Annotated in this window: 28 protein-coding genes and 1 riboswitch; of the genes, 12 read left to right on the top strand and 16 right to left on the bottom strand. The window is 47.4% G+C overall.

Going from position 1 to position 24,883, the window contains the following annotated elements; genetic code table 11:
• Positions 1–35: 35 nt before the first annotated feature.
• A complete protein-coding gene (locus tag OCV81_RS12990; RefSeq protein WP_148330362.1) occupies positions 36–548 on the bottom strand; it encodes a competence protein CoiA family protein in 513 nt (170 codons plus the stop codon).
• Positions 541–957, bottom strand: coding sequence for a hypothetical protein (locus tag OCV81_RS12985; protein WP_022353121.1), 417 nt, complete (start codon positions 955–957; stop codon positions 541–543). Before OCV81_RS12985 ends, OCV81_RS12990 begins: the two co-directional genes overlap by 8 nt.
• 127 nt (positions 958–1,084) lie before the next feature.
• Between OCV81_RS12985 and OCV81_RS12980 the strand changes: the two genes are divergently transcribed.
• The 3 genes from OCV81_RS12980 to OCV81_RS12970 all read left to right on the top strand — a co-directional run bounded on the left by OCV81_RS12980 (position 1,085) and on the right by OCV81_RS12970 (position 2,343).
• Positions 1,085–1,696, top strand: coding sequence for a CocE/NonD family hydrolase (locus OCV81_RS12980; protein ID WP_148330360.1), 612 nt, complete (start codon positions 1,085–1,087; stop codon positions 1,694–1,696).
• Complete coding sequence (locus tag OCV81_RS12975) at positions 1,666–1,953, top strand: hypothetical protein (protein ID WP_148330358.1); 288 nt, start codon at positions 1,666–1,668, stop codon at positions 1,951–1,953. Before OCV81_RS12980 ends, OCV81_RS12975 begins: the two co-directional genes overlap by 31 nt.
• A 150-nt stretch (positions 1,954–2,103) precedes the next feature.
• Entirely contained in the window at positions 2,104–2,343 is a 240-nt protein-coding gene (locus OCV81_RS12970) for a Fic family protein (protein ID WP_148330356.1), read from the top strand.
• Between the two features lie 43 nt (positions 2,344–2,386).
• Here the strand turns inward: OCV81_RS12970 and OCV81_RS12965 are convergent, their stop codons facing one another.
• A complete protein-coding gene (locus OCV81_RS12965) occupies positions 2,387–3,475 on the bottom strand; it encodes a glycerate kinase family protein (RefSeq protein ID WP_148330354.1) in 1,089 nt (362 codons plus the stop codon).
• A 259-nt stretch (positions 3,476–3,734) separates the two neighbouring features.
• On the opposite strand from OCV81_RS12965, the gene OCV81_RS12960 reads away from it, so the two are divergent.
• A complete protein-coding gene (locus tag OCV81_RS12960; protein ID WP_022353430.1) occupies positions 3,735–4,343 on the top strand; it encodes a hypothetical protein in 609 nt (202 codons plus the stop codon).
• Between the two features lie 86 nt (positions 4,344–4,429).
• Here OCV81_RS12960 and OCV81_RS12955 read toward each other — a convergent pair whose 3' ends face one another.
• The 3 genes from OCV81_RS12955 to OCV81_RS12945 are packed head-to-tail and all read right to left on the bottom strand — an operon-like array spanning position 4,430 to position 5,781.
• On the bottom strand, positions 4,430–5,041 hold the full coding sequence (locus OCV81_RS12955) for a YqiA/YcfP family alpha/beta fold hydrolase (RefSeq protein WP_148330352.1): 612 nt from the start codon (positions 5,039–5,041) through the stop codon (positions 4,430–4,432).
• Position 5,042: 1 nt separating this feature from the next.
• Positions 5,043–5,342 carry a glutaredoxin-related protein gene (locus OCV81_RS12950; protein WP_148330350.1) on the bottom strand — a complete coding sequence of 100 codons (300 nt, stop codon included), beginning with the start codon at positions 5,340–5,342 and terminating at the stop codon, positions 5,043–5,045.
• Positions 5,343–5,355: 13 nt separating this feature from the next.
• Positions 5,356–5,781: a DUF4186 domain-containing protein gene (locus tag OCV81_RS12945; protein ID WP_148330348.1), complete on the bottom strand. Its 426-nt coding sequence runs from the start codon at positions 5,779–5,781 to the stop codon at positions 5,356–5,358.
• A 137-nt stretch (positions 5,782–5,918) separates the two neighbouring features.
• Here OCV81_RS12945 and OCV81_RS12940 point away from each other — a divergent pair, with 137 nt between their 5' ends.
• Together OCV81_RS12940 and OCV81_RS12935 are read left to right on the top strand one after the other, a co-directional pair.
• The gene (locus OCV81_RS12940) at positions 5,919–6,827 is read left to right on the top strand and encodes an AEC family transporter (RefSeq protein ID WP_148330346.1); all 909 of its coding nucleotides are present in this window, start codon (positions 5,919–5,921) and stop codon (positions 6,825–6,827) included.
• Between the two features lie 93 nt (positions 6,828–6,920).
• Positions 6,921–10,574 carry an SIR2 family protein gene (locus tag OCV81_RS12935; RefSeq protein WP_148330344.1) on the top strand — a complete coding sequence of 1,218 codons (3,654 nt, stop codon included), beginning with the start codon at positions 6,921–6,923 and terminating at the stop codon, positions 10,572–10,574.
• Between the two features lie 54 nt (positions 10,575–10,628).
• On the opposite strand, the gene OCV81_RS12930 is transcribed toward OCV81_RS12935, so the two are convergent.
• From OCV81_RS12930 to OCV81_RS12915, 4 genes are read right to left on the bottom strand one after another with little or no spacing between them, the layout of a single operon-like run.
• On the bottom strand, positions 10,629–11,297 hold the full coding sequence (locus OCV81_RS12930) for an AlkZ-related protein (RefSeq protein ID WP_148330343.1): 669 nt from the start codon (positions 11,295–11,297) through the stop codon (positions 10,629–10,631).
• Positions 11,298–11,326: 29 nt separating this feature from the next.
• Positions 11,327–12,310: a DUF4407 domain-containing protein gene (locus OCV81_RS12925; protein WP_148330342.1), complete on the bottom strand. Its 984-nt coding sequence runs from the start codon at positions 12,308–12,310 to the stop codon at positions 11,327–11,329.
• 4 nt (positions 12,311–12,314) lie between these two features.
• Positions 12,315–12,896, bottom strand: a complete 582-nt coding sequence (locus tag OCV81_RS12920) for a hypothetical protein (RefSeq protein ID WP_148330341.1) — start codon at positions 12,894–12,896, stop codon at positions 12,315–12,317.
• Positions 12,897–12,900: 4 nt separating this feature from the next.
• On the bottom strand, positions 12,901–13,170 hold the full coding sequence (locus tag OCV81_RS12915; RefSeq protein WP_148330340.1) for an HNH endonuclease: 270 nt from the start codon (positions 13,168–13,170) through the stop codon (positions 12,901–12,903).
• Positions 13,171–13,766: 596 nt separating this feature from the next.
• Between OCV81_RS12915 and OCV81_RS12910 the strand changes: the two genes are divergently transcribed.
• The 4 genes from OCV81_RS12910 to OCV81_RS12895 all read left to right on the top strand — a co-directional run bounded on the left by OCV81_RS12910 (position 13,767) and on the right by OCV81_RS12895 (position 16,633).
• On the top strand, positions 13,767–13,973 hold the full coding sequence (locus OCV81_RS12910; RefSeq protein WP_072542497.1) for a hypothetical protein: 207 nt from the start codon (positions 13,767–13,769) through the stop codon (positions 13,971–13,973).
• 127 nt (positions 13,974–14,100) lie between these two features.
• Complete coding sequence (locus tag OCV81_RS12905; protein ID WP_148330339.1) at positions 14,101–14,601, top strand: hypothetical protein; 501 nt, start codon at positions 14,101–14,103, stop codon at positions 14,599–14,601.
• A 10-nt stretch (positions 14,602–14,611) separates the two neighbouring features.
• Positions 14,612–15,892 carry a hypothetical protein gene (locus OCV81_RS12900; RefSeq protein ID WP_262640359.1) on the top strand — a complete coding sequence of 427 codons (1,281 nt, stop codon included), beginning with the start codon at positions 14,612–14,614 and terminating at the stop codon, positions 15,890–15,892.
• Between the two features lie 24 nt (positions 15,893–15,916).
• Complete coding sequence (locus OCV81_RS12895) at positions 15,917–16,633, top strand: restriction endonuclease (RefSeq protein ID WP_148330337.1); 717 nt, start codon at positions 15,917–15,919, stop codon at positions 16,631–16,633.
• Positions 16,634–16,764: 131 nt separating this feature from the next.
• Here the strand turns inward: OCV81_RS12895 and OCV81_RS12890 are convergent, their stop codons facing one another.
• The 3 genes from OCV81_RS12890 to trxA form a co-directional block, all read right to left on the bottom strand.
• Complete coding sequence (locus tag OCV81_RS12890; RefSeq protein ID WP_148330336.1) at positions 16,765–17,655, bottom strand: EamA family transporter; 891 nt, start codon at positions 17,653–17,655, stop codon at positions 16,765–16,767.
• Between the two features lie 98 nt (positions 17,656–17,753).
• Positions 17,754–18,500 carry a YczE/YyaS/YitT family protein gene (locus OCV81_RS12885; RefSeq protein WP_262640358.1) on the bottom strand — a complete coding sequence of 249 codons (747 nt, stop codon included), beginning with the start codon at positions 18,498–18,500 and terminating at the stop codon, positions 17,754–17,756.
• A 12-nt stretch (positions 18,501–18,512) separates the two neighbouring features.
• Complete coding sequence (gene trxA, locus OCV81_RS12880; RefSeq protein ID WP_148330335.1) at positions 18,513–18,812, bottom strand: thioredoxin; 300 nt, start codon at positions 18,810–18,812, stop codon at positions 18,513–18,515.
• A gap of 178 nt (positions 18,813–18,990) precedes the next feature.
• Between trxA and OCV81_RS12875 the strand changes: the two genes are divergently transcribed.
• Complete coding sequence (locus OCV81_RS12875) at positions 18,991–20,637, top strand: dipeptidyl-peptidase 3 family protein (protein ID WP_148330334.1); 1,647 nt, start codon at positions 18,991–18,993, stop codon at positions 20,635–20,637.
• 135 nt (positions 20,638–20,772) lie between these two features.
• Here OCV81_RS12875 and OCV81_RS12870 read toward each other — a convergent pair whose 3' ends face one another.
• Together OCV81_RS12870 and OCV81_RS12865 are read right to left on the bottom strand one after the other, a co-directional pair.
• Positions 20,773–21,726 (bottom strand): bile acid:sodium symporter family protein, encoded by a 954-nt coding sequence (locus tag OCV81_RS12870; protein ID WP_148330333.1) that lies wholly within the window; start codon positions 21,724–21,726, stop codon positions 20,773–20,775.
• Positions 21,716–23,209, bottom strand: coding sequence for a PD-(D/E)XK nuclease family protein (locus OCV81_RS12865; RefSeq protein WP_148330332.1), 1,494 nt, complete (start codon positions 23,207–23,209; stop codon positions 21,716–21,718). Before OCV81_RS12865 ends, OCV81_RS12870 begins: the two co-directional genes overlap by 11 nt.
• 36 nt (positions 23,210–23,245) lie before the next feature.
• Here OCV81_RS12865 and OCV81_RS12860 point away from each other — a divergent pair, with 36 nt between their 5' ends.
• On the top strand, positions 23,246–23,860 hold the full coding sequence (locus OCV81_RS12860) for a flavodoxin family protein (protein WP_148330331.1): 615 nt from the start codon (positions 23,246–23,248) through the stop codon (positions 23,858–23,860).
• Here OCV81_RS12860 and OCV81_RS12855 read toward each other — a convergent pair.
• On the bottom strand, positions 23,850–24,572 hold the full coding sequence (locus tag OCV81_RS12855) for a precorrin-2 C(20)-methyltransferase (protein WP_148330330.1): 723 nt from the start codon (positions 24,570–24,572) through the stop codon (positions 23,850–23,852). The two genes, OCV81_RS12860 and OCV81_RS12855, sit on opposite strands and share 11 nt — an antisense overlap.
• A gap of 104 nt (positions 24,573–24,676) precedes the next feature.
• Positions 24,677–24,866: riboswitch (cobalamin riboswitch) on the top strand.
• The last annotated feature ends 17 nt before the right edge of the window (positions 24,867–24,883 follow it).

Raw genomic sequence — 24,883 nt, 5'->3', positions numbered from 1 at the left:
TATAAAATTGTGCTTTTAAAGGCTATTTTTATGCTTTATAGGCTACCGGAATGTGAACGGGTATGCTCCGGAATATGCAGGAGAGGTTTAATGGGCCTGGTACTGTTTTCTAAAAGTATATCGGCCTTGAAATTTCCTATTTGTTTCTCGATAGTGCATGTGTCGTAATATGATTTTAGATTTACAATTTTTTCTTGTTGCTCACAACAGGTCTTTGCTCCCTGGGAAAATTCACATGTCTTTACAGAGGAACATATAATGTTTTTATGGAGTTTGATGATAAAAGTATCACTGCGATCAAATATCTCCTTAATCTTGATTTTAGCCAGTTCGTGCAGATAGGTTTCATTTTTACATGAAATAGTATCATCACTGCTTTTATGGGCAAAGTGGTGTTGATTTTTATCTCCCAGTCTGGGAATAAGTTCTTTGCCACATGAGATACAATAATATTGGGTATTGTTTCTGAGCTGTTTGTTTACAGTGGAAATCTCAACTATATGGCGGTCGTTATCCCAAGCATATTTGTATTTGATGGGGTTATTCATTGATTTGATTTTTCTGCAATTTCTTATAATTTTTCTTCGTCATTATTCCTTTTCCTGCCTCTTCCTGTGAATCAGCCTCTTTATAGAAAATCCAGTGCTGTATCACATTGTCAGCATACACGGAAGTATATGCCTGTTGGAAGTTCCAGCCTTTTTCGGACATGTAGTTTGCCGCGTCGACCATACTGTTAAACTTGATTTCCTCGCCATTTTCATCTACCAGTTTTTGTTTGCTTTTTAATCCGGTCCAAGCAGAATAGACTGAACTTTCTCCGAAGTCAAAGACAATTTTTAATCCATTGGAAAGAACTTTTTCAGTTCCTTTAATCTCGCAGAAATATTTTCGTGCCTGAATTTGCATGGGAAGGAAACAGAGAATCCCGACGCAGAAAAGAATCAATCGTTTCATAGTTTTTGAGAATTAGCTTTCATTTTGTGAAGATACTCAGATTTCCCGAGAAAACAAAACTCCCCCAAAAGAGCCTTGTCCGATTTACACTTTTGTTATAACTTTACCTCTCGAAAACAGAATTACTATGACTGGAAAATGGATTTATGCAGGAGCCATCGCACTCATGGCCCTCTGTACGGAGCAGGCAGCCGCTCAGCAGGAAATAGTGCTGCACGATGTCAATGGAAAGGAAATGAAGGCCGCGCTTCGGAAAGCGTTGCCGGTGGAAGCGCCGCGGGTGCGTTATCCGGGATTCAAGCAGGAGACGCTGGTGCTGAAGAAAGGAAGCATACGGCGTGAGGGTACCCGCCCGCTGCCCTGCGACATTCTGATGGAGAGAGACGTACCCGTGAAGTTGCGCGACGGGGTGACCATTTATACCGATGTGTTCCGTCCCGTGTCGGGCGAGGCGTATCCGGCTATCCTGGCCTGGAGCCCTTACGGCAAAGAGGTGGGTGGACAGATGCTGGACGACGTGCCGATGCGTTCGGGTGTGGCCAAGTCGGCGACTTCGGGGCTGGAGAAGTTCGAGGGACCGGACCCGGCGTACTGGGTGGCGCACGGATATGCCGTGGTGAATCCGGACAAGCGCGGGGCGTATATGTCGGAGGGCAACCTGCTGTACTGGGGACACGAGGATGCCCTGGACGGATGTGACCTCATCGAGTGGATTGCCTCGCAGAAATCCTGCAACTGACGGTGGGAGCGTACGAACCGGAGAATGCGACGCTGCCTTTCGGATCGGCCAAGATTACGGTGCCGGTGGAGGGATTCACCTACATGCCGGGCGAACAGCCTGCGATAAAGACGCTGGGTGGCAACGCAACTGAATGTGCGGACCCGAAGGAGGTGGTGGTTTCACCGGCTACGCACAACGTGGGCCGTCACTGCATCTACACAGGCGGTCAGTATGACAGCTTCCTCTATGTGCCGGAGATTCCGGCAAAGAAGTGACCGGCGGGTTGCAAATGAATGGAAGTGCCAGGAAGGTGAAAAAAGCACTTTCCTGCCATTTGAAACAAATCTTCCAGCGAATGGAAGAACCCAGCCCAATCTGGCAGAAACGAGGGAGACAGGACAAGTTCAGGACAAGCTCAGGACAAGGTGCATACGGATAATCTGGAGATAGAGCGTCTGGTAGCAGTGATTGGGAAGGAACAGATGTCCGTAAAGATGATGATGGAGAAATTGCAGCTGAAGGGAAGGGATAATTTTCTCCGTCTGTACCTTTTCCCTGCTTTGGAAGAGGGATTTGTCACTTTGCTGTATCCCGACAAGCCACGTCATCCCCGTCAGAAGTATCTTTTGACGGTAAAGGGACTGGCTTTGCTCTCGGAGTTGTAATTTTATTCTGTGTAAATTTTGTCGTTTATTTTCCTATTGATCATTACTCAGTTGGGATATTTGCTTGGTTAAGTGGGAAGTTCCTTTCCACCCACCTTCCAATATTCTCCCGGGCGACTTCCGGACGGATGGCTTCTTCAAGAGGCATGCCGTCGGGCGTGAGGCTGTCCACGCGACTGAATCCGGCCTGGAGCAGCGGTTCGGCATCGAGGGCTTGTCCGGCCACCAGCCAGGTGGGGACGTGGTGAGTTTGTGCGCGGCGCATCACCCGTTCTGGCAACTTGCCCATGAGGGTCTGACGGTCGGCACGGCCTTCGCCGGTGAGGACCAGGTCGGTGTGGGGAAGGAGGGCATCGAAATCGCAGAGGTCGAGCAGGAGGTCGGCACCCGATTGCGTGGTGGCCTGAAGGTATTGCAGGAAAGCGTACCCCAGTCCCCCGGCGGCTCCGGCACCCGGCTGGGAGGAAGCGTCTCTGCCCATGCGACGGGCCGATTCTTCGGCAAACTGACGGGCGCGGCGGTCCAGCTCTTCCACCATTTCCGGCGTGGCTCCCTTCTGCGGGGCAAACACGTGAGCCGCTCCTTCCGCTCCGTAGAGCGGGTTGCGTACGTCACTGGCCAGGATGAAGCGGCATCCGGAGAGTGCCCCGTGCAGTACCTGTTCTATCGTTCCGCCCGGCGCCAGAGAGTCGGTCAGCCCTTGAAGCATCCCTCTTCCGGCATCGCTCGTGCCGCTTCCGCCCAGTCCGATGATAAAGCGACGGCATCCGTGGCGTGCGGCGTGAGCTACGAGTTCACCCACTCCGTAGGTAGTGGCCACCAGTGGGTTACGCTCTTCGGCGGTCATCCGGGTCAGTCCGCAGGCTTGTGCAGTTTCGATGACGGCGGTTCCGTCGGGCGCAAGGCCGTAGCGGGCGGTGACGGGGCGCATCAGCGGGTCGTGTACTTCTACTTCTTGTATTTGCCCGTGCAGGGCGGCGATAAAGGCTTGCAGCATGCCTTCGCCTCCGTCGGACATCGGGAGGGCACGTACTTCTGCACCGCGGGCAGTCAGGGCATGCGAGAAAGCGGCTTCCACCTCTTCCGAAGAGAGGCAGCCTTTGAAAGAGTCGAGGGCAAGTAAGATTTGCATAGGTTTGTAATTCAGTAGGACGATACTGACTGCAAAATTACGTTTCTTCTGCTTACTGCCCAAATAAATTGTCACCTAAGCCTGCATGGTAGGGCCTTGTCATGGATTTTCAGGATGGGAGAAGCGGAATATAAACGACGCTGAAATGATAATATATGTAAAAATTGAAAAGTAAAGTGGGCTGGAACGTTGTTTTTTGTCTTTTTATGTATATATTTGGGTGAAAGACATATTAATTTTTTTTAATCTATTTATTACTATGAATGCACAAAGAATTACACTCCAGGGAGTGTTGTCCGAAGGAATTGCTATCGGAATCAAAAATTTAGCTTCTTTATTGGTGGCCAGTGTCTTGTGGCTTGTGACCATTTGGATTCCGTATCTGAACGTGGGTACGACTATTGCCATGAGTACGATTCCCATTGAACTCAGCAAGGGAAAAGTCATTTCTCCTTTATTTATTTTCGATGCGAAGTACAGACGCTACATGGGGGAATATTTCACCCTGAAGGGAATGATGTGGATGGCCATTTTCCCGGCTTCGCTTTTCGTCATTATTCCGGGCATGATTATCTCATTGGGATGGTCGCTGGCTTTGTTTATCCTGCTTGACAAAGGGGTGGCTCCGGGAGAAGCGATGATTCGCAGCAACCGGGCTACATACGGTTATAAGTGGACTATCTTTGGGGTAGGATTTGTATTGAATGTCTTGTTCCTCATTCTGGCGTTGATTCTGTTCAAGATTCCGCATATCGGCATTCTGCTGGTTTTCATTCTGGTTGTCGTGCTGATGGTGGCCCGGTTGGGATGCAATGCTGTCATCTATCGCAACCTGGTGGAGGAAGAGGAGGAAGAATCCGTTGCATAAGTAGCTGAACTTCTTATCTTGATTTATATATCCGGAAGGAGGCGGGCGGAACATATTCGCACGTGCTTCTTCCGGTTTTTTTGTTTTCAGAGGTTGGACGGCGACTGGGCTTTCCATAGTTCCTCGATGAGCGGCACATAATACATCCGTACTTCTTCTGCCGTGGGCGTGTGCTGTCCGGGGAAGTGGAAGGCATGGGTGTAGTGCGTGAGGAAGAGCGGTTCGTAGTGCGCCAGGTGGTCGTTCTCCCCGAAAAGGCCCCAGATGCGTTCGCGGCCTTCCGGCGTGCAATGGTCCCACTGGTGGCGCTGTACCTCGGCAAACTCGTCTATCAGCGCCTGGTCGATGACAAAATGTGCACGGCCGTCTGCCCGCGGGGATTTATACGCGTGGGGACCGAGGCGTTCGGCCAGAAAACGGGTCATCTCGAAATACGGGTTGCCGAGCAGGGCCGGGAGACCGTTTTCGGAAGCCACGATTTGCGCCAGAAACGCCCCGTTGCTGTTGCCCACCAGCAGGTCGGGCTGCTCCTGTTCGCACAGCCGGCGGATAAAGGCGAGGGCCTCCTGCGGATGCAGCGGCAGGTCGGGTGTCAGGACGAGGGCCTTTTCCGCCATACATTCCTTCAGTGCCTGGGCGGGGATGCAAGCCCCCGAGGCAAAGAACCCGTGCAGAAAAATGAGTTTCAGTGCTTCCATCTCAACAACCGCTTCCATCCAGGTTACAAGTGGCGCCTTCTTCAATAGGGCGTGAATGCAGACCCGCATCTTCCGGGCAGAGGGTCACGGTGCCGTCTTCCAGCACGAAGCAGGGGATGCCCGCCGCACCGATGTGCTTGGCTTCGTCGAATGCGGGCGAGTGGTCGCGGAGCTTGAGGAAAGCCTTGAGGTTCTTCACGTGCTGCCCGATGTCGATGATTTCGTATCGGTCGTTGCCTTTCACTTGTGCTTCCACGTAGGTGCAGTCGGGACAGGTGTCCATTCCATAAATCTTGATCATGATGGTATCGTTTTTAGGTAAATTGTTCTATCCATTTCATCAGTACGGACACGGCATAGCGCTGCTCTTCGGGTGTGAGAGGGCGGCCTGCCGGAATATGATGCCACTTGGCGAAGCATCCCCGGCAACAGCAGCCCGTGGCATGCTGGGCGATGAAGACCGGATGCCCCCGCATGGGCGTCTGTTTTCCGTCGTTCGGGATGACAGCCGGAGCCAGCCGCTTGCGTACGAAATCGGCGGCATGTTGCCGGATGGTATCCATTCCTTTCTCGCGGATGTAGGCGATGTCGGCCGGTTTCAAGCGGAACCGGCTTCGGAACGGGGAGTGGGAAAGCCGTTCAAAAAGGTCGGTGAGGTCGTATTCCGGCGTCGGCTGCGCGGCGGCAGGTGCTTCCGGAGTTTTCCCCTCGTCAAACAAATCTGGAAAAAGACTGTTCATTTGTATGCTTGCTTTGAATTCGTGGGGTAAAGATACGCATTTTCCTGTTTCGTGTGATGAAAAACTTTTGTGCGGGTGAATACCCGATGTCGATAATCCGTATCTTTGCACCGTTTTTTAAGATAGAGCACAACACAATGGATGCAATCGTGACGCAGATGATTATCCTGTTCATCCTGGTAATCGTCGGTTATTATTTGAGCAAGAAGAAAATGATGGATGCGGATTTCGACCGCAAACTTTCGGGACTGGTCATCAACGTGACATGCCCCAGTCTGATACTTTCGTCGGTGATGGGCGACACGCTCCCGGACAAGGGACTGATTCTGCCGCTGCTCGTGGTGGGGTTCGCTACCTATGTGGTACTGATTGGACTGGCTTTCCTGCTTCCGCGCTACCTGCCCGTCAAGGTGGCCGACCGTGGCATCTACAGTTTCATGCTGGCTTTCGGCAACGTGGGCTTCATCGGCTATCCCATCGTGGCCTCCATCTTCGGCGCCAGTGCGGTGTTCTACGCCAGCATCCTCAACTTCCCCAGCACACTGCTGATTTTCGTGTTCGGCACCCTCTTCATCTCGGGCGGCGAGGGCAAGATGCGCTTCGACTGGCGCACGCTCTATTGTCCGGCGATGATTGCCTCGTACCTCTCCATCCTGATTGTGGTGACGGGATGGGTGCCTCCCCGCGTCATCAGTACCCCGTTCGTGCTGCTGGGTAATGTCACCGTACCTGCCGCCCTGCTCATCATCGGCTCCTCCATCGCCCAGGTGCCTATCCGCCGGATGTTCGGCAACACGGCCATCTACCTGATGGCGGCCCTGCGTCTGCTGCTCGTTCCCTTGCTGATTCTCTACCTTTCCCGCCTCTGTCAGGTGGACGAGACCATCGCCAATATCAACGTGGTGCTGGCCGCCATGCCCGTGGCTTCGTACGGCACCCTGTTCTGCATCCAGTACCAGAAGGGGGAGGTCATCATGGCCGAGGGCACCTTCCTCACCACCTTGCTCTCCGTGCTGAGTATCCCGCTGCTGACGATGTTCCTGTAAAGAGAAATTCTTTATATATACCGGATTTTATTAGCTAGTTGAATTTATTTCCTTACTTTTGTGTAATAATAAATTTTTAAACAGAATTCAACGATGCTAGATCACATTCACAGACATATTGAGGATGGAACTCTCTCCTTTATTATAGGGGCTGGTTTCAGTACAAATATTTCTACCAAATTCCCTTTGTGGGGAGATTTGCTCAAGCCCTTAGTCGGAGAGTTGTATCCTGCGTGTGCAGGCGGGAAGAAAGAATTGCAGGAACGGGAGGTTCAAAGAATTATTGCCGAAAAAGGGTATCTTGAAATCGCCTCGGAATACGTACGCCGCAAAGGCTACCATGAGGCGATGGATTTGTATATCGAGAAGCGGATGCCCTATCTTAAGTCATCCGGCAACGGAGAATATGGCCTGTTTCTGGGTGACAACCTGATTGACGACAAGCTTTATTTGGGATGCCATAAGAAGTTGCTGGGATTAGGGGTGAAACACATCTTTACGTTCAACTATGACAATGCATTGGATATCCTGGCAGGTGTGGATGTGGCGGAAGAATGGTCGCAGAAGCAAGAAAAGGCGGTGCAGGAAGTGAATCGATATAAATTCCTCCTGGAGCAATACAAGGGTTTGTATTGTGAATTTGAACGGAAACTGGAGGCGGGATGCACTACAGAATTGGCTTCCGTCTGTCGCTCGATAGAGTCGCTGATAGCGGATTGCGGGCTGGCATTGGTTCCGTTTAAAAAAGATGAGTGGGATGATGCCGGCAGGCTGTATCAGCAGAATCTAAAGGTGATTGAGCAGGAAATTGTCCGGCAAGAAAGTCTGGTTGGCTTTTATAAGGAGCGTCGTGCGGATACTTATCAGCTGATTACAGATTCTTACCAGATTTCATTGACGGAAGGCGGGAAGAATATTTATAAGCTGCATGGAAATCTGCGTACAGGCTCCCATGTGCCGTATGGGTTTGACGGGGATAGACACATGCAGTATGTCATTACGGCAGAAGATTATCGCGATTATCCGCGGAAACATGAGGCATTCGTCAACTTGATGAGAATCTCGTTGCTCAAAGGAGCCTTTTGCCTGATAGGTTTCTCGGGCGATGACCCTAACTTTATGGCATGGATAGACTGGGTGAAAGACATCCTGGACAAGGGGGCATTGCCTTCAGCCGGTCGTGCACGTTCCATTTATTTCATCCATTCCGGAGCTGCGCCGCTTGGCGAGGATAAGCAGTTGCTCCTTCAGAATCACTACATAGAGATTGTGAACTTGTTTGAGTTCTTCCCGGATGCCACGTCTGACCAGGAACGGGTGGATGCCTTCTTGGAATATATGAGTCGGGATAAAGAACGGTATGAACGATATGAGGAGAACTGGAAGTCAATGCCCGTAAAATTGGATGACATTCTTCGGGCAGACGATGATTTTGTGAAAAAAGTCGAGGAGACTTACAGGCTGTCGGCATACAATCGGATTCCTGAGCAACAGGGAATCAGTCATTATCACCGCCTTCATGTACTTTCGCATGTGGATGAATTATTGGAGGGGCAGATGGATTTGCCCTTGTGTGCAAAACTGATATATGCTGCGATAAGAGGGGAATCGATTCCCGTAGATTCCGTCTTGTCGATTAAGCAGACAGGCCTGATGGCAAGACAGGGAGCGGAACTGAAAGAACAGTATCATCTGCTGGCTTTACGGGCACGGTGTATGGGGGGCCGGTTATTGTATGACCTTCAGAATGAGGATACAACTTATGAAACCGTATTGAGCAACTTGTTTCATCTTTACTTCAGTAAAGTGAAAATCTTGATGGACGGATGGAACCCGGAGTCTGGACTGAATAAAATGCGTTATCATTTATTGCGTTCTGTATTAGGCCCAGAGACCGATGCCGATGCGATAACCCGACTGATAAGCCGGGAGAATTTCAAGTGCTTGCAGGATTATCGATTTGCGATTGATATTCTTCCCCTGATAAGAGGACGGGTTCAAGGGAAAAACGGGAATATGAGCTTCTACGGAGATTTGCAAGGGAAGATAGAGGCTTTGGAGCGACACAATCCGCGGCTGATCAAGGTGGGCACGCTGATAGAAAACCTTTTGAATGAGAGCCGGACTTATACGTCGGGTCAGCCGTATGGCAATTTGAGGCATACGGTATGTTTCGATTCCTACGATGTGGCGAAGATGAACTCGCTTAAGGTGCTCCATATCTTCTTGGAACTGGGTGTGCCAAGCGTATCAGGAAATGTACATTTGATGGAAAAGGAAAAATGGCAGATGATATGCGAAAACTTATATGAGGAATATCCCTATCCTTGTTTGTTCTTTTCTTTGTTGTATGGAAACTCAAGAGATTTCTTGCTGAAGGTTGCCCAGGATTATATCTATTCTTTTAAGTTGTATGTCCAGCTGCCGGAGTTGCTGCGCCTGATGCTGAGAGCGTTGCAAGATAAAGAATGCCCTGCTAATGTATGCAATGCCATCTATATTGTGGCTCCTGTATTTATGAAGGCGGTAGCAGCAAAAGAATGGGAAGATTTATTCGAACAAGTTTTTGTTCAGTTGAACCTAAAGGATATGGAGGCCGGAAACATGCAATTCAATGAGATGCAGAACCTCATTGTGACAGGAGCCGCACGGGTAAATAAAGAGGGTCTCAAGCATAAAATCCTGCTCTCTGTCTTGAAGCTTCGGAAGAAAATAAATGATTTTCATAATCGTATCCTGGTGGCGGTTAGCCAAAATCTTGAACTCAATAAAGAAGAGTGCAAGGAACTCGATCACTTGGTGCAAGTGGCAGATACTCCTGCCCATTTTTATGTGCTGATGAATATGGATAAATGGGTCGACCGGAGCAAGTTGATAAAAAAACTGTCGGCATTGCCCGATGAGATATACGAAGACGGTACCTTGTTGGAGGCGGCATGTCGTTATGTAGAGGATGACCCCGGACTGCAAGCCAAATTGAAGCATATCCTATTGCATTCACCACTTTTGTGGCGGACTGGCATTCATAGTGATTGTTCTATTTCTACTTATAAAGGTCACGCACTGGATGTTTATGCCGTTCAGAAGTACATATCTTTCAGTGATGAAGAGATTGTGCAGATCTATGAGAAACTGCAAAAGGCCTGCAAGGATATTGAGGCAGCTATGGGCAAATGGAGAGACACGGAAATGTGGGAGTTTATGGGCAACTGGACTTTCATCCTTACTCGCATGCAGTCTTTCATCTTGCAGAACCAGGAGGTGCTTCAAAGGGAGAGGAAAGATTATAACCTTACGAAACGTAATGTGCTCGGTGTGGTGAACAAGGAAAGAGGAGGAAACGACTTGCTGTCTCTCTTCGTGGACGACAAGAAGACTGGAAAGGCATTGGCCTGGTTGGAAAATGAAGTCATACAAGATGGAGTCTCATCCTATAAGCATGAATATTTGCTGCTTTTCAGTAAAGTATTGATGCGTGATTCCTTGTACCTGAACAGCTGTCTTATACACCTTAGATGGGCCTTGGAAGGATATAGAGAGGAGTTTGAGAAAAGACTCTTCAAGCCTCTACTAGGCAATATCCTTAACATCTACGAGCCTTATTTCGATGGAAAACAAGAAAAGAAATGGGACCTTCCCTATGCAGAAAAGAATATCGTGGAGCAGGAACTGATAAAATTATATGGTCTGTATCGTCTGTGGAATGGGAAATCTCCATTTTGGGAAAAGTATAACCCCAGATATTAGTAGGATGAATCCCTTTCAGGGAGGAGGCCTGCATTTTAAGTCCGCATTTGGGCCTTATTTCAGCAGTGCCTCCAACGTCTTTTCCGATTCCTGGGGCAGGACTTTCCGCAACTGTCCGAGCAGTCTTTCACGCGACTCCTGTGGGGTGCGGTCCGGGTGGCAGGCTTCCCGTCCGAAGAGAACTTCGGGCGTGGTGAGCAGCGACCATCCCCAGCCATATTCCCGTCCATGGCGGTCGCGTGGATAGACAAAATCCTCCGTCACGATGTAGCCGGCCATCTGCAGCCGCGTGATATAGGCATCGAAACGGCTCCGCATCTTCGGTCCCGTGAAACCGCAGGAAGTCCGCAGTTTCCGGGTAATCTGGTGTCCCTCAATTTTCAGTACGTCGAGAATCGTTTCTTCGATGCTCCCTTCTTCCGGATAGGGGAAGAGGCTCCGCCGGTAGTTGCAGAAATCGGGCCACCATTCGCGGCTGATGAACGCGGCTTTTCCCTTGAAAAACTTGCCGTAGGCGCAACCGCTTTCTTGCAGGATGGCGCCTTTCCATTCCCAGAGCGGCCATTCCCAACCGCCGTCGGGCAACTGGGTGTACTGGCAGTCTTCGTCGGTCACTTTCTCGGCCGACCAGCCCGCAATGCCCATGGAGAGCAGGGGTAGCATCCCCACCTGACGGATGTACTCAATCAGTTCGGGGCAGGAGTGTATGAGTTCTTGTGGCATGTGATGTTTTTCTTTAATCTTTCAAGGAGTCAGTTTTTATTTAACAATTTCTCTTCAGATTTACTCAGCATTTCTTTTTTGATGTTGAGCTGATGTTCTACGATAAGTTCATAGTCACATTTAGTGTCTCCTCCACGGCTTGTGACGACTAAGAGCTCCAAGGACATCAGAAACACGAATAATATAATATAGAAAATAAGGGCAATATTATCAGCTTTTAAAAGCGCCCATAAGGCAGTTAGTTCTTCCAGAAAGCCAGGTTCCTTTTGTCTGAATTCGTTTCTGACCTCTTTGTCTGTATTAAATTTCTTAGTCTGCAACGTTTCCAGTTGCGTTTGATAGCGTTTAATTTGCTCTTCATTGGCTTTAGCCTGCGCGCTTAATGGATTCTCCACGCTTCTTGAAGTTACGCTAGTCGTTTTGGCCATCTGTGGTGTTCCATCTTCGTTTTTTCCTATGACGACATCTTTTGTAGTGACATCCCGTGTGGCTATTACGGGTTGTTTGGCCAGTTTCTCATAGATGACGATGTTGGCTGCCCCTAAAGAATCTCTTAGATTGGTAAAATGTTTGATGTCGGCATCATACGTTTCCATCCGGTTTTTGATGGCTTGCTGTATCTTTATCTCACGGATATCGGTCATCTTTACCGCAATGTCGTTCCGGAAAATGATTTGATCGAATACGGTTGATCCTAACATAGCCATTACAATTGCCAGAATCGTACGGAAAAGTCCCATCCATCCCAATCGGCCAATCGTAAGAATGATAAAACGTTCTATGCAAAGAACAAGAATCATGAATATGAGTGCTATGGCTATCTTGCCTATCGTACTGCTTATCCCAATGTAATTGTCTGCAAAGCAAAATCCGATAGTGCCCCAAATTACCATCATGATGACTATTGCAGACATAAGTCTCTTAAAAGTCCTGAAACTGGCTTCTCCACATTCTTTTAATATATTGAAGTTCCATCCGATAAGGAAACATCCAGTCTTTGTTAATATCTGCATACTTTTAGTTTTGTTCTTGAGAATTATTTTCTATATCAAAAAATTTTATGGTTCTTGCTGCTACGCCTTTGAGAAACCCTCTTTCATAGGAGTCAATCATGGTCAGAAATTTCTTATCCCCCAGATTAATGCTACTTTCAATTTCTTTGATTTTGTCAATATGCTCTAGGAATGTCTGTCTTTTCGCTTTCAGTTGTGCGCTAGTATTTATCAATCCCTGTTGTTCAATATTGGAAATAGAGACCTCAATCTCGCGCAGTTTATTATTATACGCCAGTTTGACTTGCTCAATTCTAATTTTCAATTCGTTTAAAATAATTTCCTTTTTCGATTCCTTGTACGAATTATCCAAGTTAATCATTGCGTCATCATAACCTTCCTGCTCATAGTCCCGTCCGATGAATGTATAGATGGCGTCAATCGGCAATCCGGTTCCGAAAGCTATAGTCACAATGTTACTTTCTTTTGTAGGTTCAGAATCATCTACAAAGTCTTCGCGCTTGATTTCAGGACGCGCCACTCCCTCATTTGCAGCGGGAGTTTCTTCTGTTCTGTTAGAGCCAAATAATTTTCTTAAGAAATTCATAGTTTCATATAAATTTTACTGGAATATCATATAAATCATGTCCTTTCTTGTGACATGATTCGCATAAAGTGACAAGATATTTATCGTCATATTCCCATGGAAGGAATTTTTTACCGGAATTTTTATGTACGTGATACTGTTTGTGATGGACGACCAAATGCCAGTTTGAACCACAAATTTTACATTGATAATTATCTCGCTGGATAATTCTGGCCTTTTTTTCAAGCCATCGTTTATCAAAAAGCAATTTCCTATATGAGTCTTCTTTATCCATTTGACCTTCAACGTATTTGTCTTATATTGATAAAGCCTTTTCTGGATAATATCTGGAGGATTGATGAAAGATATACCTTGTTTTTATTCAACACTTCAGTATATTAGGCATTGCTAAGGATTGGCCTTACCTATTTTTGCGGACGCAAATTTAGTTGTTTTTTTGTAAATAATAAGAAATTGGTTTGTTTTTATGATGTTATATTTCTTTTTTCTGTAGCTGTAGTATGAAAACAATGAAAATATAAATTTTTCTTGATATACATTCTCACGAGTTATGGCTTCTTTGTCAGTGATGCGTAACGGGAGTGTTCTCCCTGTTGATGATGTTTTTCTCTTTCAGAAAGTCTCAGCAGATTGACAGGCAAACCTTCCATCGTTTTCTACGTTTCCCGAACCGGAACCGTAAGTTTTCCGGGCGAGAAACGTACGTCTTCCGAGGCGGAAGCATACGTTTCCCACAAGGGAAACATAGAAAAAGCAAGGACGAAGGGTGGTCAATGCAGGGATGTTTTAGGATTTTTACGAAGATACCTTCGGCCTGAATGAAGCAGAACCCGTATCTTTGTCTGTCAATGTATTAAACAGACAGTCCTTATGACTCCACCTCTTATAGAACAATCTACCCTGGAAGAGCGACGGGCATACGTGCTCGACGCCTGGAAGTGCTTGCACAACTGTGAGTTGTGCGGAAAATGCCACGTGTTGAAAGGTCAGGACGTGGAAATTCTCTATGCCGATTACATAGAGGGACGACGTAGTTACATGGAGGTGACCCTCGACATCCGGAACCGGAGTTACTGATTGGCTGTAAAGTAATTGTTAGAGAAATAAAATTATAAAATAGATAAATCAGTTGTATTAGTCTATGCAGGATATTACTAAAACATTTACGATCCAATGGGTTGGCCCTTTCAAGAATATACAGCAGATGAAGTCTTATCTTGAGGATAATTCTACTTGTGATAAATCATTGTTTAATTTTTATTATTTCTCAGGAAATAAAAAGGGTAAAGGACATTCAGCCTTAAAGATTTATGCATACTTTGGTATTCATAAGAAAACTGATGGAATAGAGAAACGTCTTAACAATTGTCATACGCATTATAAAGATTTTCATGAAAATGATAATATGAGAATATGGATTGGGGCTTTTGGTAATGAAAAAGATCAGAAAGAAGAGAATATAGAAGATGCTGAAACTCTATTTATCAGTACGTATGGTAAGAATATTTTTACTGAAAATGAGAAGAAAGTAAAGGCCATTATACGAGAATCGATTTGTATAATCAATCTTTTTTATAAAACAACAGAAGAGCCATGGATAAGAAAACCTGTAGATATACTTTTCATGGATGATGTGCTTATACATGAAACTGAAGAAAAAATTAAACGTACTCTTGTGGCCAAATTAAAATCTGTCAGATGGTAAAATAATAGATATGAATGTTTCTTTAAATAAAAGTAAATTAGGTGGTATTGGGGAGAATATGGTTCAAACCAAATTAATGCAGTTAGGGTTAAATGTGGTAAATGCAAATACTATTATAGCTAACTATGAAGCTGTGGATTTAATTTGTTCTCAGCCTGGGAATAAGAAAAACGTTTACATACAAGTAAAAACGTGCAGAGGCAATAACTTTCCTATTGGAATGACTTTGGCAAAATGTACTAAGGATTATCTAGAAAGGAAGGTTAAAGGTCCGTGGGTTTTTGTACATGTTGTCGGTGAAGGAATCAATATGGAATTTCAGTATTATATTCTGACTAGAGAAGAAATGATTGCTTTAGCGTCAGAAAGCAATTTTTGGTATATCAATCAATGGAAAAAGACATATCGATTAAAGCCTGTGAATCTCAACAGTGCTTGTGGTATTGATTTGAAATGGTTAAGAGCAGAAGGGGAAGATAACAATTATAAACATGAGGCTTTTATAAACCCGATAACAGCTAATACAGAAAATAAGTGGGAGAAAATATTGGATGAATTTGAGGCTGAGGATGGTATTAATGTAATACTCGGAACTTTCACAGGCGTAACTGATTTTCGAAAGGAAGAGAAAGAAAATGAGTTAGCTAGGCAATTCATGCTCCTTGCTAAAAAACTCTTGTATGGTGGATACTTTCTTGTAAATGAGAGAAGGCGTATTTATTTGGAAGATATTGAATTCTATTATCATGAAGAACAAACAGATGGTTTGAAAGATCCGGCAATGTATCATACTTCAGATCATGAAAAGCGTGATGATTTGCCTTATTTCATATTAGGATCTATGAACTGTCATGAATCGGGAATAGATATTACATTTGAAAGTCAAGTGAAAGAGTATAGAGCGTCATTCCTCATTAGAGGATATAGAGTTGAGTCGCTTACTAATGATATTTGGACTGAAACTAAAAAGTACGAGAAACGTGCTACTTACATTTATGAGGATTTGATGATGGGAATTTCATTGAATAGTAACTTGACTATTGGATGGATCAATGAAAAAATGCAAAGTGAAAATTATGAGATAGGGGTTGGATGCAGAATAAATGTTCCAGCTTTTATAAAAGACGAAAATGGTCGTTTTGTAAAGGACGGTAATGGAAACTATATGAAAGAGGAAATCGGGGAAGCGCAATATAATAACTTACCAGAGGGTCTGCAATCAGAGTATTTCTCATACTCAGGAAAACGATACAGAAAATGCAATAGGCCATGGCGTTTTTATAAAAAATAATTTATAAATAAAATCCTGAATAAAATGACACCAGAAGAATTTGAACGATATGTGGCATGTATATTTGAATCTAAAGGATATAAAACAGAAGTAACGAGATATTCTGGAGATTATGGTGTGGATGTTTTTGCTTTTAAAGGTAAAGAAAAAATAGCCATACAAGTAAAGAAATTTGGAAACTGTACACGAAAAGTTAATCGTAATGTTTTCTTGAAACTGTATGGCTCTCAACATTTTTTTGACTGTACTAAAGCTATTGTTGCTACAGACGGTAAAGTAATGGATGACGCGGTTGAGGTTGCCAAGAAACTGGGTATTGAGATCTTTTTTGTGGATACAAAAAATATAGAAAAATGTAAGCCTGATAATCAATCTACTGTCAATGATGCAATAACAGAAGACAATAGGCTATATCCTGATTTTTCGTTAATATGGGATAATTTTATCAGGCCATTGGAAGGAAAAACTCTTTTTAATTCAAGAGGACCAAACAGAATACTTGAAGTTAACAATACAGCATTAATACGTTCTTCCATAAATGACATATCAGGTGAAATTAATCGTGATTATTTTAAATTGGCTTATGAATATCTCACAAAAAAAGGTTCTGTAACTCGAGATTATATCAATCAGCAGATTGATAAGGGATGTTCTTCCATTATTTTTTTAGTTCTTGCGCAGCTCCCTTTTATAGAGGAATCGAAAAATCCGCAAACATTAAAAATGAAAAGTGAAAAGTGAATATATTTATAAGTAGATTTCAGATAATGTAAACTCACAAATGCTACTATAAAACTGAAGTAGAAGATTGGAATCTCATAAGAAGAGATTGTTGGTCTTCGTTTATGGAACTTCAGTTTTATAGGATATTTTCACCGCTTGGTCAAAGTAATCATGAACGTGACGGCCACGATGGCAACGGTGATACCCACTACGATGTTCGTGGTGAGCGGTTCGCCGAACACGAGTGTGCCGACCACGATGGCGGTGATGGGCTCGAACACCCCGAGGACGGAAGCCTTGGTGGCCCCGATGTTACGCGAGGCGATGGCCAGGGTGGCCGTAGAAACCACCGTAGGCAGGAAGGCAAGTCCTACCAGGTTGAGCCAGTCGTGTGCGTGGTTGAGGCCTGCGGTGAGAGCGGTATCGGAAATCAGAATCTTTCCCAGAAACACAACCGCTCCCACGGAGAGGGCATAGAAGGTGAGCAGAGAATTGGAGATGCTGGCGATGGCCTTGCTCCGGTTGATGATGACGATAAAGAGGGCGTAGACCAGGGCCGAACCGATGGAAAGGAGTACACCGATGGGGTTGAGCGCCTGTGTGCCGTCGCCCTGCGTCATGATGAGGACGCCCCCGAAGGTTGCCGCGATGGCCAGCCACACAGGCCAGGAAGGCACCACTTTCAGGAACACCATGATGATGGCCACCAGCACCGGGTAGAGGAACACCAGCGTCGTGGCCAGTCCGGAAGCGATGTATTCGTAGGCATCGAACAGGAAGAGGCTGCTCGATGTGTAGAGCAGTCCGAGGATGAGCAGGATACCCGCCTGTTGTCCGGAAACCCGGAAACTCTGCCGGCGGACCAACAGAAACAGGGCCAGAATCAGTACGGCAAAGAGATAGCGGAAGAAGAGGATGGATTCGGTGGCGGCACCGTGCTTCATCAGGGGAACCGCAAACAAGGGGTTCAGTCCATACGTGATGCCGGTGATGATTCCCGCCGGATAGCCGATGAGGGCGTTCTTGCTAAGTTTTTTCATGTGTTTGCAGAAGTAAATGTTTGTCGGGGTGCAAAATTAGTCATAAAATGGAAACGTGGGCTTCCCCGCGGGCACAATTCCGTGCGCCGGGGAAGGAACTATTTCCGGTAAATGTAGCGTGCCAGTCCGTAGATGTATCTCCGGAATCCCGGACGGTACCTGAGCAGGCGGTCGAACCAGTGCAGATGGTGGCTGGCGATGCGTACCACCCATCCCACGTAATACATGGCAAAGAGCGTGCCCACTCCGATGATGTGCCATTGCCACTTCCCGAAGAAGAGGTAGCTGAACACAACGCCGAGCAACACGAGCGAGATGTCGACCGCAATCTTGACTTTCGGGAATTCGATGCCCATTACCTTGCTGAGGGCCACGGGGAAACCTTCTCCGGGCATGGTCACACTTCCGCATCTCACTTCCAGCGAGATACCTGTCGCAAGGATGGTGCATCCGGCCAGCTGCGACACGGCTTTCTCCCACATCGCCACGGGTTGCAGCCAGGAGAGAAAGTAGAGGTTCAGGTCAATCAGCATGCCGAATACCAGTCCCACGAGCAGCTGGAAGAGCTGTACGGGGTCGAACTGCCGGCGAAGTACGCCCACCTGACCCACCACCAGCAGGGCATTCATGAGGAAGGTGTACAGTCCGATGCTCAGCGGCGGGGTGAGTCCCTCCGTTCCCGCATCGTGAAACACATAGGGCAATACGCTGATGACGCTGGCTCCCAGCATGCTTTTCACGCAGAGGGCGATGCCCAGTGTCATGATGCACAGTGCCATGAAGAGCAGTACGTGTTGCCAGACGAATGAGATGAGTCTTTCTTTTCTCGTCATTTTTCCGTTCATCGTCAGGACAGGTTATCGCAGGAAAGGGTCGAGGTGGCTCAGCAGTTCGGCTTTCGGCAGTGCCCCGCTCATCCGCCAGAGCACTTCTCCCTTGCGGAACAGCATGAGGGTGGGGACGGACTGAATCTGGTATTGCTGTGACAGGGCGGCGTGCGTGTCCACATCGATTTTGATGATACGGATACGGTCGCCCAGCACCTCTTTCACTTGTTGCAAGACGGGGTGCATCATCTTGCAGGGCTGGCACCAGGTGGCGAAGAAATCCACCAGCACGAGCTGGTCGCCAGCGATTACGTCGTAGAATGTTTCCATAAGTTTTGTTTTTATCGGTCTTATTTTTTCAACAATGAAGTCCCATTTTGGGCTTTTTGTAAATCGGATTCAAAGGTATAGCTTTCTGCGCAGCTTTCCTCGTGTATGGCATGAAAAAATGCCTGAGATATTGGGAACTTTTCGTATCTTCGCAAAGAAACAAAACAATCAATTGAGTATGAGGAAAAAGACAAATCTTTCGGCCACATTGTTGGGAGTGACCATGGTGGCTTCTACTCTGTTTTCGTGCGGCAGCCGTCAGCAGGAATCACCGATGAAAGCCAAGGTGGAGGAATATGCTTCCGTAGAATTGAAATCAGACCTTGTGAACAACCTGAGCGACAAGGAAAAAGAGCTGGTAAGGATATTTTTCCAGGTAGGGAACATCACCGACGACCTTTTCTGGAAGCAGACATTCGGCGACAAAAGTAAGCTCGATACCATTACCGACAGCTATGCGAAAGAGTTTGCCCTGATTCAATATGGGGCTTGGGACCGTCTGGACAACAACAAGCCTTTCCTGGCAGGCTATGGCGAGAAACCGGCTGTATGCAACTATTATCCGCTGGATATCACCGAAGCGGAGTTCAACGCGTGGGAAGATGAGAACAAAGATTCATGGTACACTGTCATCCGCCGTGGGGAAGACGGTGCTTTGAAGAGTGTGTGGTATCACGAGGCGTATGCTCCGGAAATAGAACGCATCTGTGCCTTGCTGGAGAAAGCGGTGGCACTGGCAGAAGACCCGGGCCTGAAAAACTACCTTGAAAAACGCATCGAAGCATTCAAGACGGATGATTATCTGGCAAGCGACCTGGCATGGATGGACATGAAGGACAGCAAGGTTGACTTCGTGACAGGACCGATTGAGACTTACGACGATAAGTTCCGTGAAACCAAGGCATCGTACGAGTCGTTCATTCTGCTGAAGGACGAAGCCCGGAGCAAGGACCTGGCCAAGTTCGTGGCCATGCTTCCGGACCTTCAGAAAGAATTGCCCTGTCCGCCGGAATATAAGACGTTTGTGCCGGGCACGTCGTCCGACCTGAATGTGTATGATGCAGTGTATTATGCCGGCGACTGCAATGCGGGAAGCAAGACGATTGCCATCAACCTGCCGAATGACGAGCGGGTGCATGCCCTGAAAGGCACACGCCGCCTGCAATTGCGGAACTCCATGAAGGCTAAGTTTGACAAGATTTTGCTGCCCATCGGACAGCTTGTCGTAACTCCGGAACAGCAGAAATACCTCAACTTCGATGCGTTTTTCTGGAACGTGACTTTCCATGAGGTGGCACACGGACTGGGAGTGAAGCAGACCATCCGCACCCATGAAAGCGTGGATGCGGTGATGGGTACGGAAAAGACTTCCTGGGAAGAAGCCAAGGCGGATATATTGGGCCTGTTCATGGTGACCAAGCTGATTGAAATGGGCGAAATCACGAACATTATCGCCGAAGATGCGATGGCCACTTATATTGCAGGTATCCTGCGTTCCGTCCGCTTTGGAGCGGCCTCTTCGCACGGGAAAGCCAATATGATGTGCTTCAACTACATGGAAAAGGCAGGGGCATTCTCACGCAACGACAAGGGGCAGTATGTCATTGATTTCGCAAAGGCCAAAGAAGCCATGAACGGCTGGGCTGCACTGATTCTTCAGACGCAGGGCGACGGCAATGTGGAATTTGCCAAGAAATACAGAGAAGAGAACGGTGGAATCACTCCAGCGCTTCAGGCCGACCTTGACCGGATTAACGGGGCAGGCATCCCTCGCGATATAACCTTTGTTCAAGGAGAAGAAGTGCTTCTGGGAAAAGCTCAGTAACCTCGGTTTTTGAGATACAGATAACTACGCACATGCGGTTCAAGGGCATCGCCTTTGAACCGCATGTTTTTTGTTGCAGCCATTTCAATGGGCACGTATCGCGTCCCAAGGGTATGCCGCTTGTTGCCGACTTGCTTATTTTATTTCTTTTTTATCCGCCTGCTTCCGGAAAATCTGTGCCGCAATGCTGCCCGAAAAGTTGTGCCACACCGAGAACATGGCTCCGGGAACGGCCGCAAGGGGAAACAGGGCGAAATGAGTCGTAGCCAGCGAAGTGGCCAGTCCGGAGTTCTGCATGCCCACCTCGATGGCGATGGCCGACCGTTTGGACGGTTCGCTTCCGGTCAGGGCCGCCAGTCCGTAGCCCAAGGCCAAGCCGAGGACGTTGTGCAGTATCACCGCCACGGCTACAATCAGGCTGCACGCCAGGATACTGGCCGCGTTGTGTGCCACGATGATGCCGATGATGAAGGCGATGGCCAGCGTGGAAATCATGGGCAGCAACGGAACGATTCGCCGGGTAGTCCGGTTGAAGTAATGGTTGGCGGCAAATCCCAGCACGATGGGTACAATCACCACCTGCACGATACTCAAAAACATGCCGGCGATGTCTACGTCGACTGATTCTCCGGCCAGCAGCCACACGAGGGCTGGCGTGAGCAGGGGAGCCAGCAGGGTGGAGACTCCGGTCATGGCCACACTCAGGGCCACGTCGCCTTTGGCCAGGTAGCAGATGACGTTGCTGGCCGTACCTCCCGGGCAGCATCCCACGAGGACCACGCCCAAGGCCAGTTCTTCCGGCAGGGCCAGCAGTCGGCAGAGCAGCCACGCCAGGGAAGGCATGATGAGGAACTGGGCCAGTTCGCCCACGAGAATATCTTTAGGGTGTTGCAACACAGGCTTGAAGTCGGACGGGCGGAGGGTCAGTCCCATGCCGAACATCACCACGCCCAGCATCGGCGTGATGGCCGACGTGCTTATCCAGTTGAACGAGGCGGGGAGGAAGAGTGCCACGGCGGTGACCAGCACCACGATGAGGGTGATGTGTGCCGCAATCCAGGCGGAGAGTTGGATGAGGTTATTTTTCATTGCTTTGTTTTTCTAGATATCCTAATTCAATGGCTGCGTTATAGAAATCGTTGCAGCGTTCGGCCCCATTGCAGGTAGAGTTCCAATAACAAGGGTCATTTTTCATTTTGATATAGTTATTCGTGTTTGTCTTTTCAAGAATTGCCTCTATCATGTGGCATTGCTTTGCGGTAAATCCTTTCTCTGAGTAAAAGCCCCAATAGGGTTGATGGTCTTCCATTCCTTTGCCTGACCAGCATCCAATTAAAACACCTCGTACGTTCAGAGTGAAATTATCCTGTTTTTCATGCTTTAATCCGTAACACTTCCATTCAGGCAGTAACTCGTGATACCATTCGTCAATCACATCGCCTGAGATAGATTCAAGAAGTTGTATGACTTCCTCTTCTAACTTCTTGATTTCATTTAGTTTGTCATTGATGAGATTCCAGTTGTCCAGATTGGACTTCTCGGTATCGAATAATTTTTCTCTTAAATATTTTTCCATTTCATGTTTTAATTTTTGGTTTTCTCTTGTGCCATATTGGAGATTAAGAAAATCTGCAAACTGAATAATAAATGACTTGAGTATAATTTCCTTAGGAGGCACCAATTTTAGACAGTCTTTGAGCAACCATTCTGAAAGTTCCTGCTGCAACACCAGAGTGTGGGGCTCATAGTCTTTCTTAAAAGTTTTGATGCAGGACTTACAAAATTCAGCATCCCACTGTTTTTCCCACTCGTCAGAGCGATAGTCACACCAACATAAATCATGGGCAGTTACACAGCGCTGTTCGTGCTTAGGCTTCCTATAATCACTGGGAAGTCGCCATACGGATTGGGGGAGGTTTTGAATGTAATCGTCCTCATGGGAGGTAGGCATCAATACAATGAATAGATTGTCTTTTCCATAAGGCCGGTTTATCAAATGATGAAGCTTGTAGATATACCGGGCTATTTGATTGGGTTGATAGTTTGCCCCTTTTACCTTGTTTTCAAAGATGAGGGCATACTTGTGGTCTTTCACGCAAACATCAATCCGGTCTTTCTCAACTGTAATGACGGGATGGTCCATCCACTGGATATTGAAGCCTATAGGTACAAGAAAATGCTCCATGAATGAATGGAGTAGTGGATATGTTCCCGCATCTTTAAATTTCAGGATTTCTGCCATTGCCCAACTGGTGGTTGGCTCGTCTGAATTGTATCTTTCAAAGACATTCGTTGCATACGGGGCTTTGTGTTCCGAGTGGTTCCGAATGTAGGAGAGTCCGTCGGAGATGGAAAGCAGGGACATATATTCCCTTACCTGTTCTTCTTCCAACTGATCTGAAAGTTGTAAAAGTTCATCAATATTCTGAGAGGATAATATAGGTTTGTCGTCCATGGCTGTGTGATAATGCGGTGCAAAGGTACGAAAACCCCAGCGAATCGCAAGCAAAAACAACGGCTTCGATAATTGAGGTAGAATTATCCGTAATTGAGACGCTTCAAAATCTTCCAAAACCGCTTATCTTTGTAGAAAAACAAATAGAGAGATATGAAAGTTTTATTAATTAACGGAAGTCCCCACAGAGAGGGAAATACATTTATCGCCTTGTCGGAAGTGGCGAAGGCGTTGGAAGCGAATGGTGTAGAAGCAGAAATCGTATCCATCGGAACCAAAGCGGTGCAGGGTTGCATTGCCTGTGGACGCTGTAGGGAACTGGGACGGTGCGTGTTCAAGGATGAGTTGTATCAGAGAATCCGGGAGAAACTGGAGACGGCGGACGGTCTTGTTGTCGGGTCACCGGTGTATTACGCAGGGCCCAACGGTTCGCTCTGTGCCTTGCTCGACCGTCTGTTCTATTCTGCCGGCGACTTGCTGGCCTACAAGCCTGCTGCCTCGGTGGCTGTATGCCGTCGCGGAGGAGCCAGTGCGACGTTCGACCGCCTGAACAAGTATTTCACCATCAACAACATGCCGGTGGTGTCGTCACAATACTGGAACAGCGTGCACGGCAGATTGCCGGGCGAAGCGAGTCAGGACATCGAGGGATTGCAGACCATGCGTACGCTGGGGCGCAACATGGCGTGGTTGCTGAAGAACTTGAAGCAGGGAGGAGAGCCTATCCCGCCCAGTGAGCCGTGGACACCGACTCATTTCATCCGTTAGAAGCGGGACTTATCACCATCAGCGAAAAGTAGGGAAACTTCTTTTCCTTGATAATCGCCGGGTCGGAGGTATAGAATTCGTTCGCCCGGCTGATATTTTCGAAGTAATGGAACGCTGCTTCGGGGTGGGAGTCGATGCACTGACGTACGGCTTCCGCGCAAAGAGGCAGTTTCATGATGACGAGGACATAGCCGGATTGGAGTTTCTCGGTCAGTTCTTCGGCGGAGATGAGGCCCGGAATGACCAGCAGCCTTTCTTCCTGTTTGGCCAGGTGGAGACCTGCCACGGGACCTGCGGCAATGAACGCCGGAATGCCTGCGATGCGTCTCACCGGCAAGCCTTTATTTCCCAATAGTTCATACAAGTACTGCACGGAAGCATAGAATCCGGCATCGCCTTCGGCGGCCACGGCTATTTTCTGCCCTTCACGGTAATCTTCCTCTATCTGTGCAGCCACTTCGTGATACACTTGCAGGGCCGCTTCTCTGTGCTTGTTCATCGGAAGGGTGAATGTCTTGATTTTCTCTTCCCCGATTCCCAGTGCCCGCAAGGTGTTTGCGGCGTAGGAGGAGGGGATGCCGGCGGCACTGCGGGTGCCCGGACAATAGATAGAGGAGGCTTCCTGTAGGGCCTTCAGTCCTTTCAGGGTGATGAGCTCCGGGTCGCCGGGGCCTAAGGATACAAACTGAATTGCGGGATATGAGGATTCCATATAGTCTAAAAGGGGATTGATTTTTTTTTTGCGGTCGCTAAGATACAATCTTTTTTGTGAAAATGAAAAATCAGCCGGGATGTAGCATATCAAAAAATATTTTCTACCTTTGTGGCGATATTGGTTCACTGCTGGATAAAGCGTGATGAAAAGGGAATCAGGTGAAAGTCCTGAACAGACCCGCTGCTGTAAGTTTCGCATGATTTTCAGGAAATCTGCATGCCACTGTCGGAAAGATGGGAAGGCTCCTGAAAAGAAACAAGTCAGAAGACCTGCCAGTGTCGTACATAGTTTTTTATGCTTTCGGGAAA

This window comes from Phocaeicola fibrisolvens (genome assembly GCF_025567125.1).
GTDB lineage: Bacteria > Bacteroidota > Bacteroidia > Bacteroidales > Bacteroidaceae > Phocaeicola > Phocaeicola fibrisolvens.
This window is presented reverse-complemented; position numbering and strand designations above follow the sequence as displayed.

Bases quoted from the DNA above. Each gene is read 5' to 3' on its own strand.
- OCV81_RS12985 (WP_022353121.1), bottom strand. From the start codon at position 957: ATGAAACGATTGATTCTTTTCTGCGTCGGGATTCTCTGTTTCCTTCCC.
- OCV81_RS12860 (WP_148330331.1), top strand. From the start codon at position 23,246: ATGAAAGTTTTATTAATTAACGGAAGTCCCCACAGAGAGGGAAATACA.
- OCV81_RS12955 (WP_148330352.1), bottom strand. From the start codon at position 5,041: ATGGAAGCACTGAAACTCATTTTTCTGCACGGGTTCTTTGCCTCGGGG.
- OCV81_RS12980 (WP_148330360.1), top strand. From the start codon at position 1,085: ATGACTGGAAAATGGATTTATGCAGGAGCCATCGCACTCATGGCCCTC.
- OCV81_RS12960 (WP_022353430.1), top strand. From the start codon at position 3,735: ATGAATGCACAAAGAATTACACTCCAGGGAGTGTTGTCCGAAGGAATT.
- OCV81_RS12945 (WP_148330348.1), bottom strand. From the start codon at position 5,781: ATGAACAGTCTTTTTCCAGATTTGTTTGACGAGGGGAAAACTCCGGAA.
- OCV81_RS12910 (WP_072542497.1), top strand. From the start codon at position 13,767: ATGACTCCACCTCTTATAGAACAATCTACCCTGGAAGAGCGACGGGCA.
- OCV81_RS12965 (WP_148330354.1), bottom strand. From the start codon at position 3,475: ATGCAAATCTTACTTGCCCTCGACTCTTTCAAAGGCTGCCTCTCTTCG.
- OCV81_RS12870 (WP_148330333.1), bottom strand. From the start codon at position 21,726: ATGAAAAATAACCTCATCCAACTCTCCGCCTGGATTGCGGCACACATC.
- OCV81_RS12885 (WP_262640358.1), bottom strand. From the start codon at position 18,500: ATGAACGGAAAAATGACGAGAAAAGAAAGACTCATCTCATTCGTCTGG.
- OCV81_RS12895 (WP_148330337.1), top strand. From the start codon at position 15,917: ATGACACCAGAAGAATTTGAACGATATGTGGCATGTATATTTGAATCT.
- OCV81_RS12875 (WP_148330334.1), top strand. From the start codon at position 18,991: ATGAGGAAAAAGACAAATCTTTCGGCCACATTGTTGGGAGTGACCATG.
- OCV81_RS12950 (WP_148330350.1), bottom strand. From the start codon at position 5,342: ATGATCAAGATTTATGGAATGGACACCTGTCCCGACTGCACCTACGTG.
- OCV81_RS12905 (WP_148330339.1), top strand. From the start codon at position 14,101: ATGAAGTCTTATCTTGAGGATAATTCTACTTGTGATAAATCATTGTTT.
- OCV81_RS12940 (WP_148330346.1), top strand. From the start codon at position 5,919: ATGGATGCAATCGTGACGCAGATGATTATCCTGTTCATCCTGGTAATC.
- OCV81_RS12935 (WP_148330344.1), top strand. From the start codon at position 6,921: ATGCTAGATCACATTCACAGACATATTGAGGATGGAACTCTCTCCTTT.
- OCV81_RS12890 (WP_148330336.1), bottom strand. From the start codon at position 17,655: ATGAAAAAACTTAGCAAGAACGCCCTCATCGGCTATCCGGCGGGAATC.
- OCV81_RS12900 (WP_262640359.1), top strand. From the start codon at position 14,612: ATGAATGTTTCTTTAAATAAAAGTAAATTAGGTGGTATTGGGGAGAAT.
- OCV81_RS12925 (WP_148330342.1), bottom strand. From the start codon at position 12,310: ATGCAGATATTAACAAAGACTGGATGTTTCCTTATCGGATGGAACTTC.
- OCV81_RS12920 (WP_148330341.1), bottom strand. From the start codon at position 12,896: ATGAATTTCTTAAGAAAATTATTTGGCTCTAACAGAACAGAAGAAACT.
- OCV81_RS12855 (WP_148330330.1), bottom strand. From the start codon at position 24,572: ATGGAATCCTCATATCCCGCAATTCAGTTTGTATCCTTAGGCCCCGGC.
- trxA (WP_148330335.1), bottom strand. From the start codon at position 18,812: ATGGAAACATTCTACGACGTAATCGCTGGCGACCAGCTCGTGCTGGTG.
- OCV81_RS12930 (WP_148330343.1), bottom strand. From the start codon at position 11,297: ATGCCACAAGAACTCATACACTCCTGCCCCGAACTGATTGAGTACATC.
- OCV81_RS12990 (WP_148330362.1), bottom strand. From the start codon at position 548: ATGAATAACCCCATCAAATACAAATATGCTTGGGATAACGACCGCCAT.
- OCV81_RS12915 (WP_148330340.1), bottom strand. From the start codon at position 13,170: ATGGATAAAGAAGACTCATATAGGAAATTGCTTTTTGATAAACGATGG.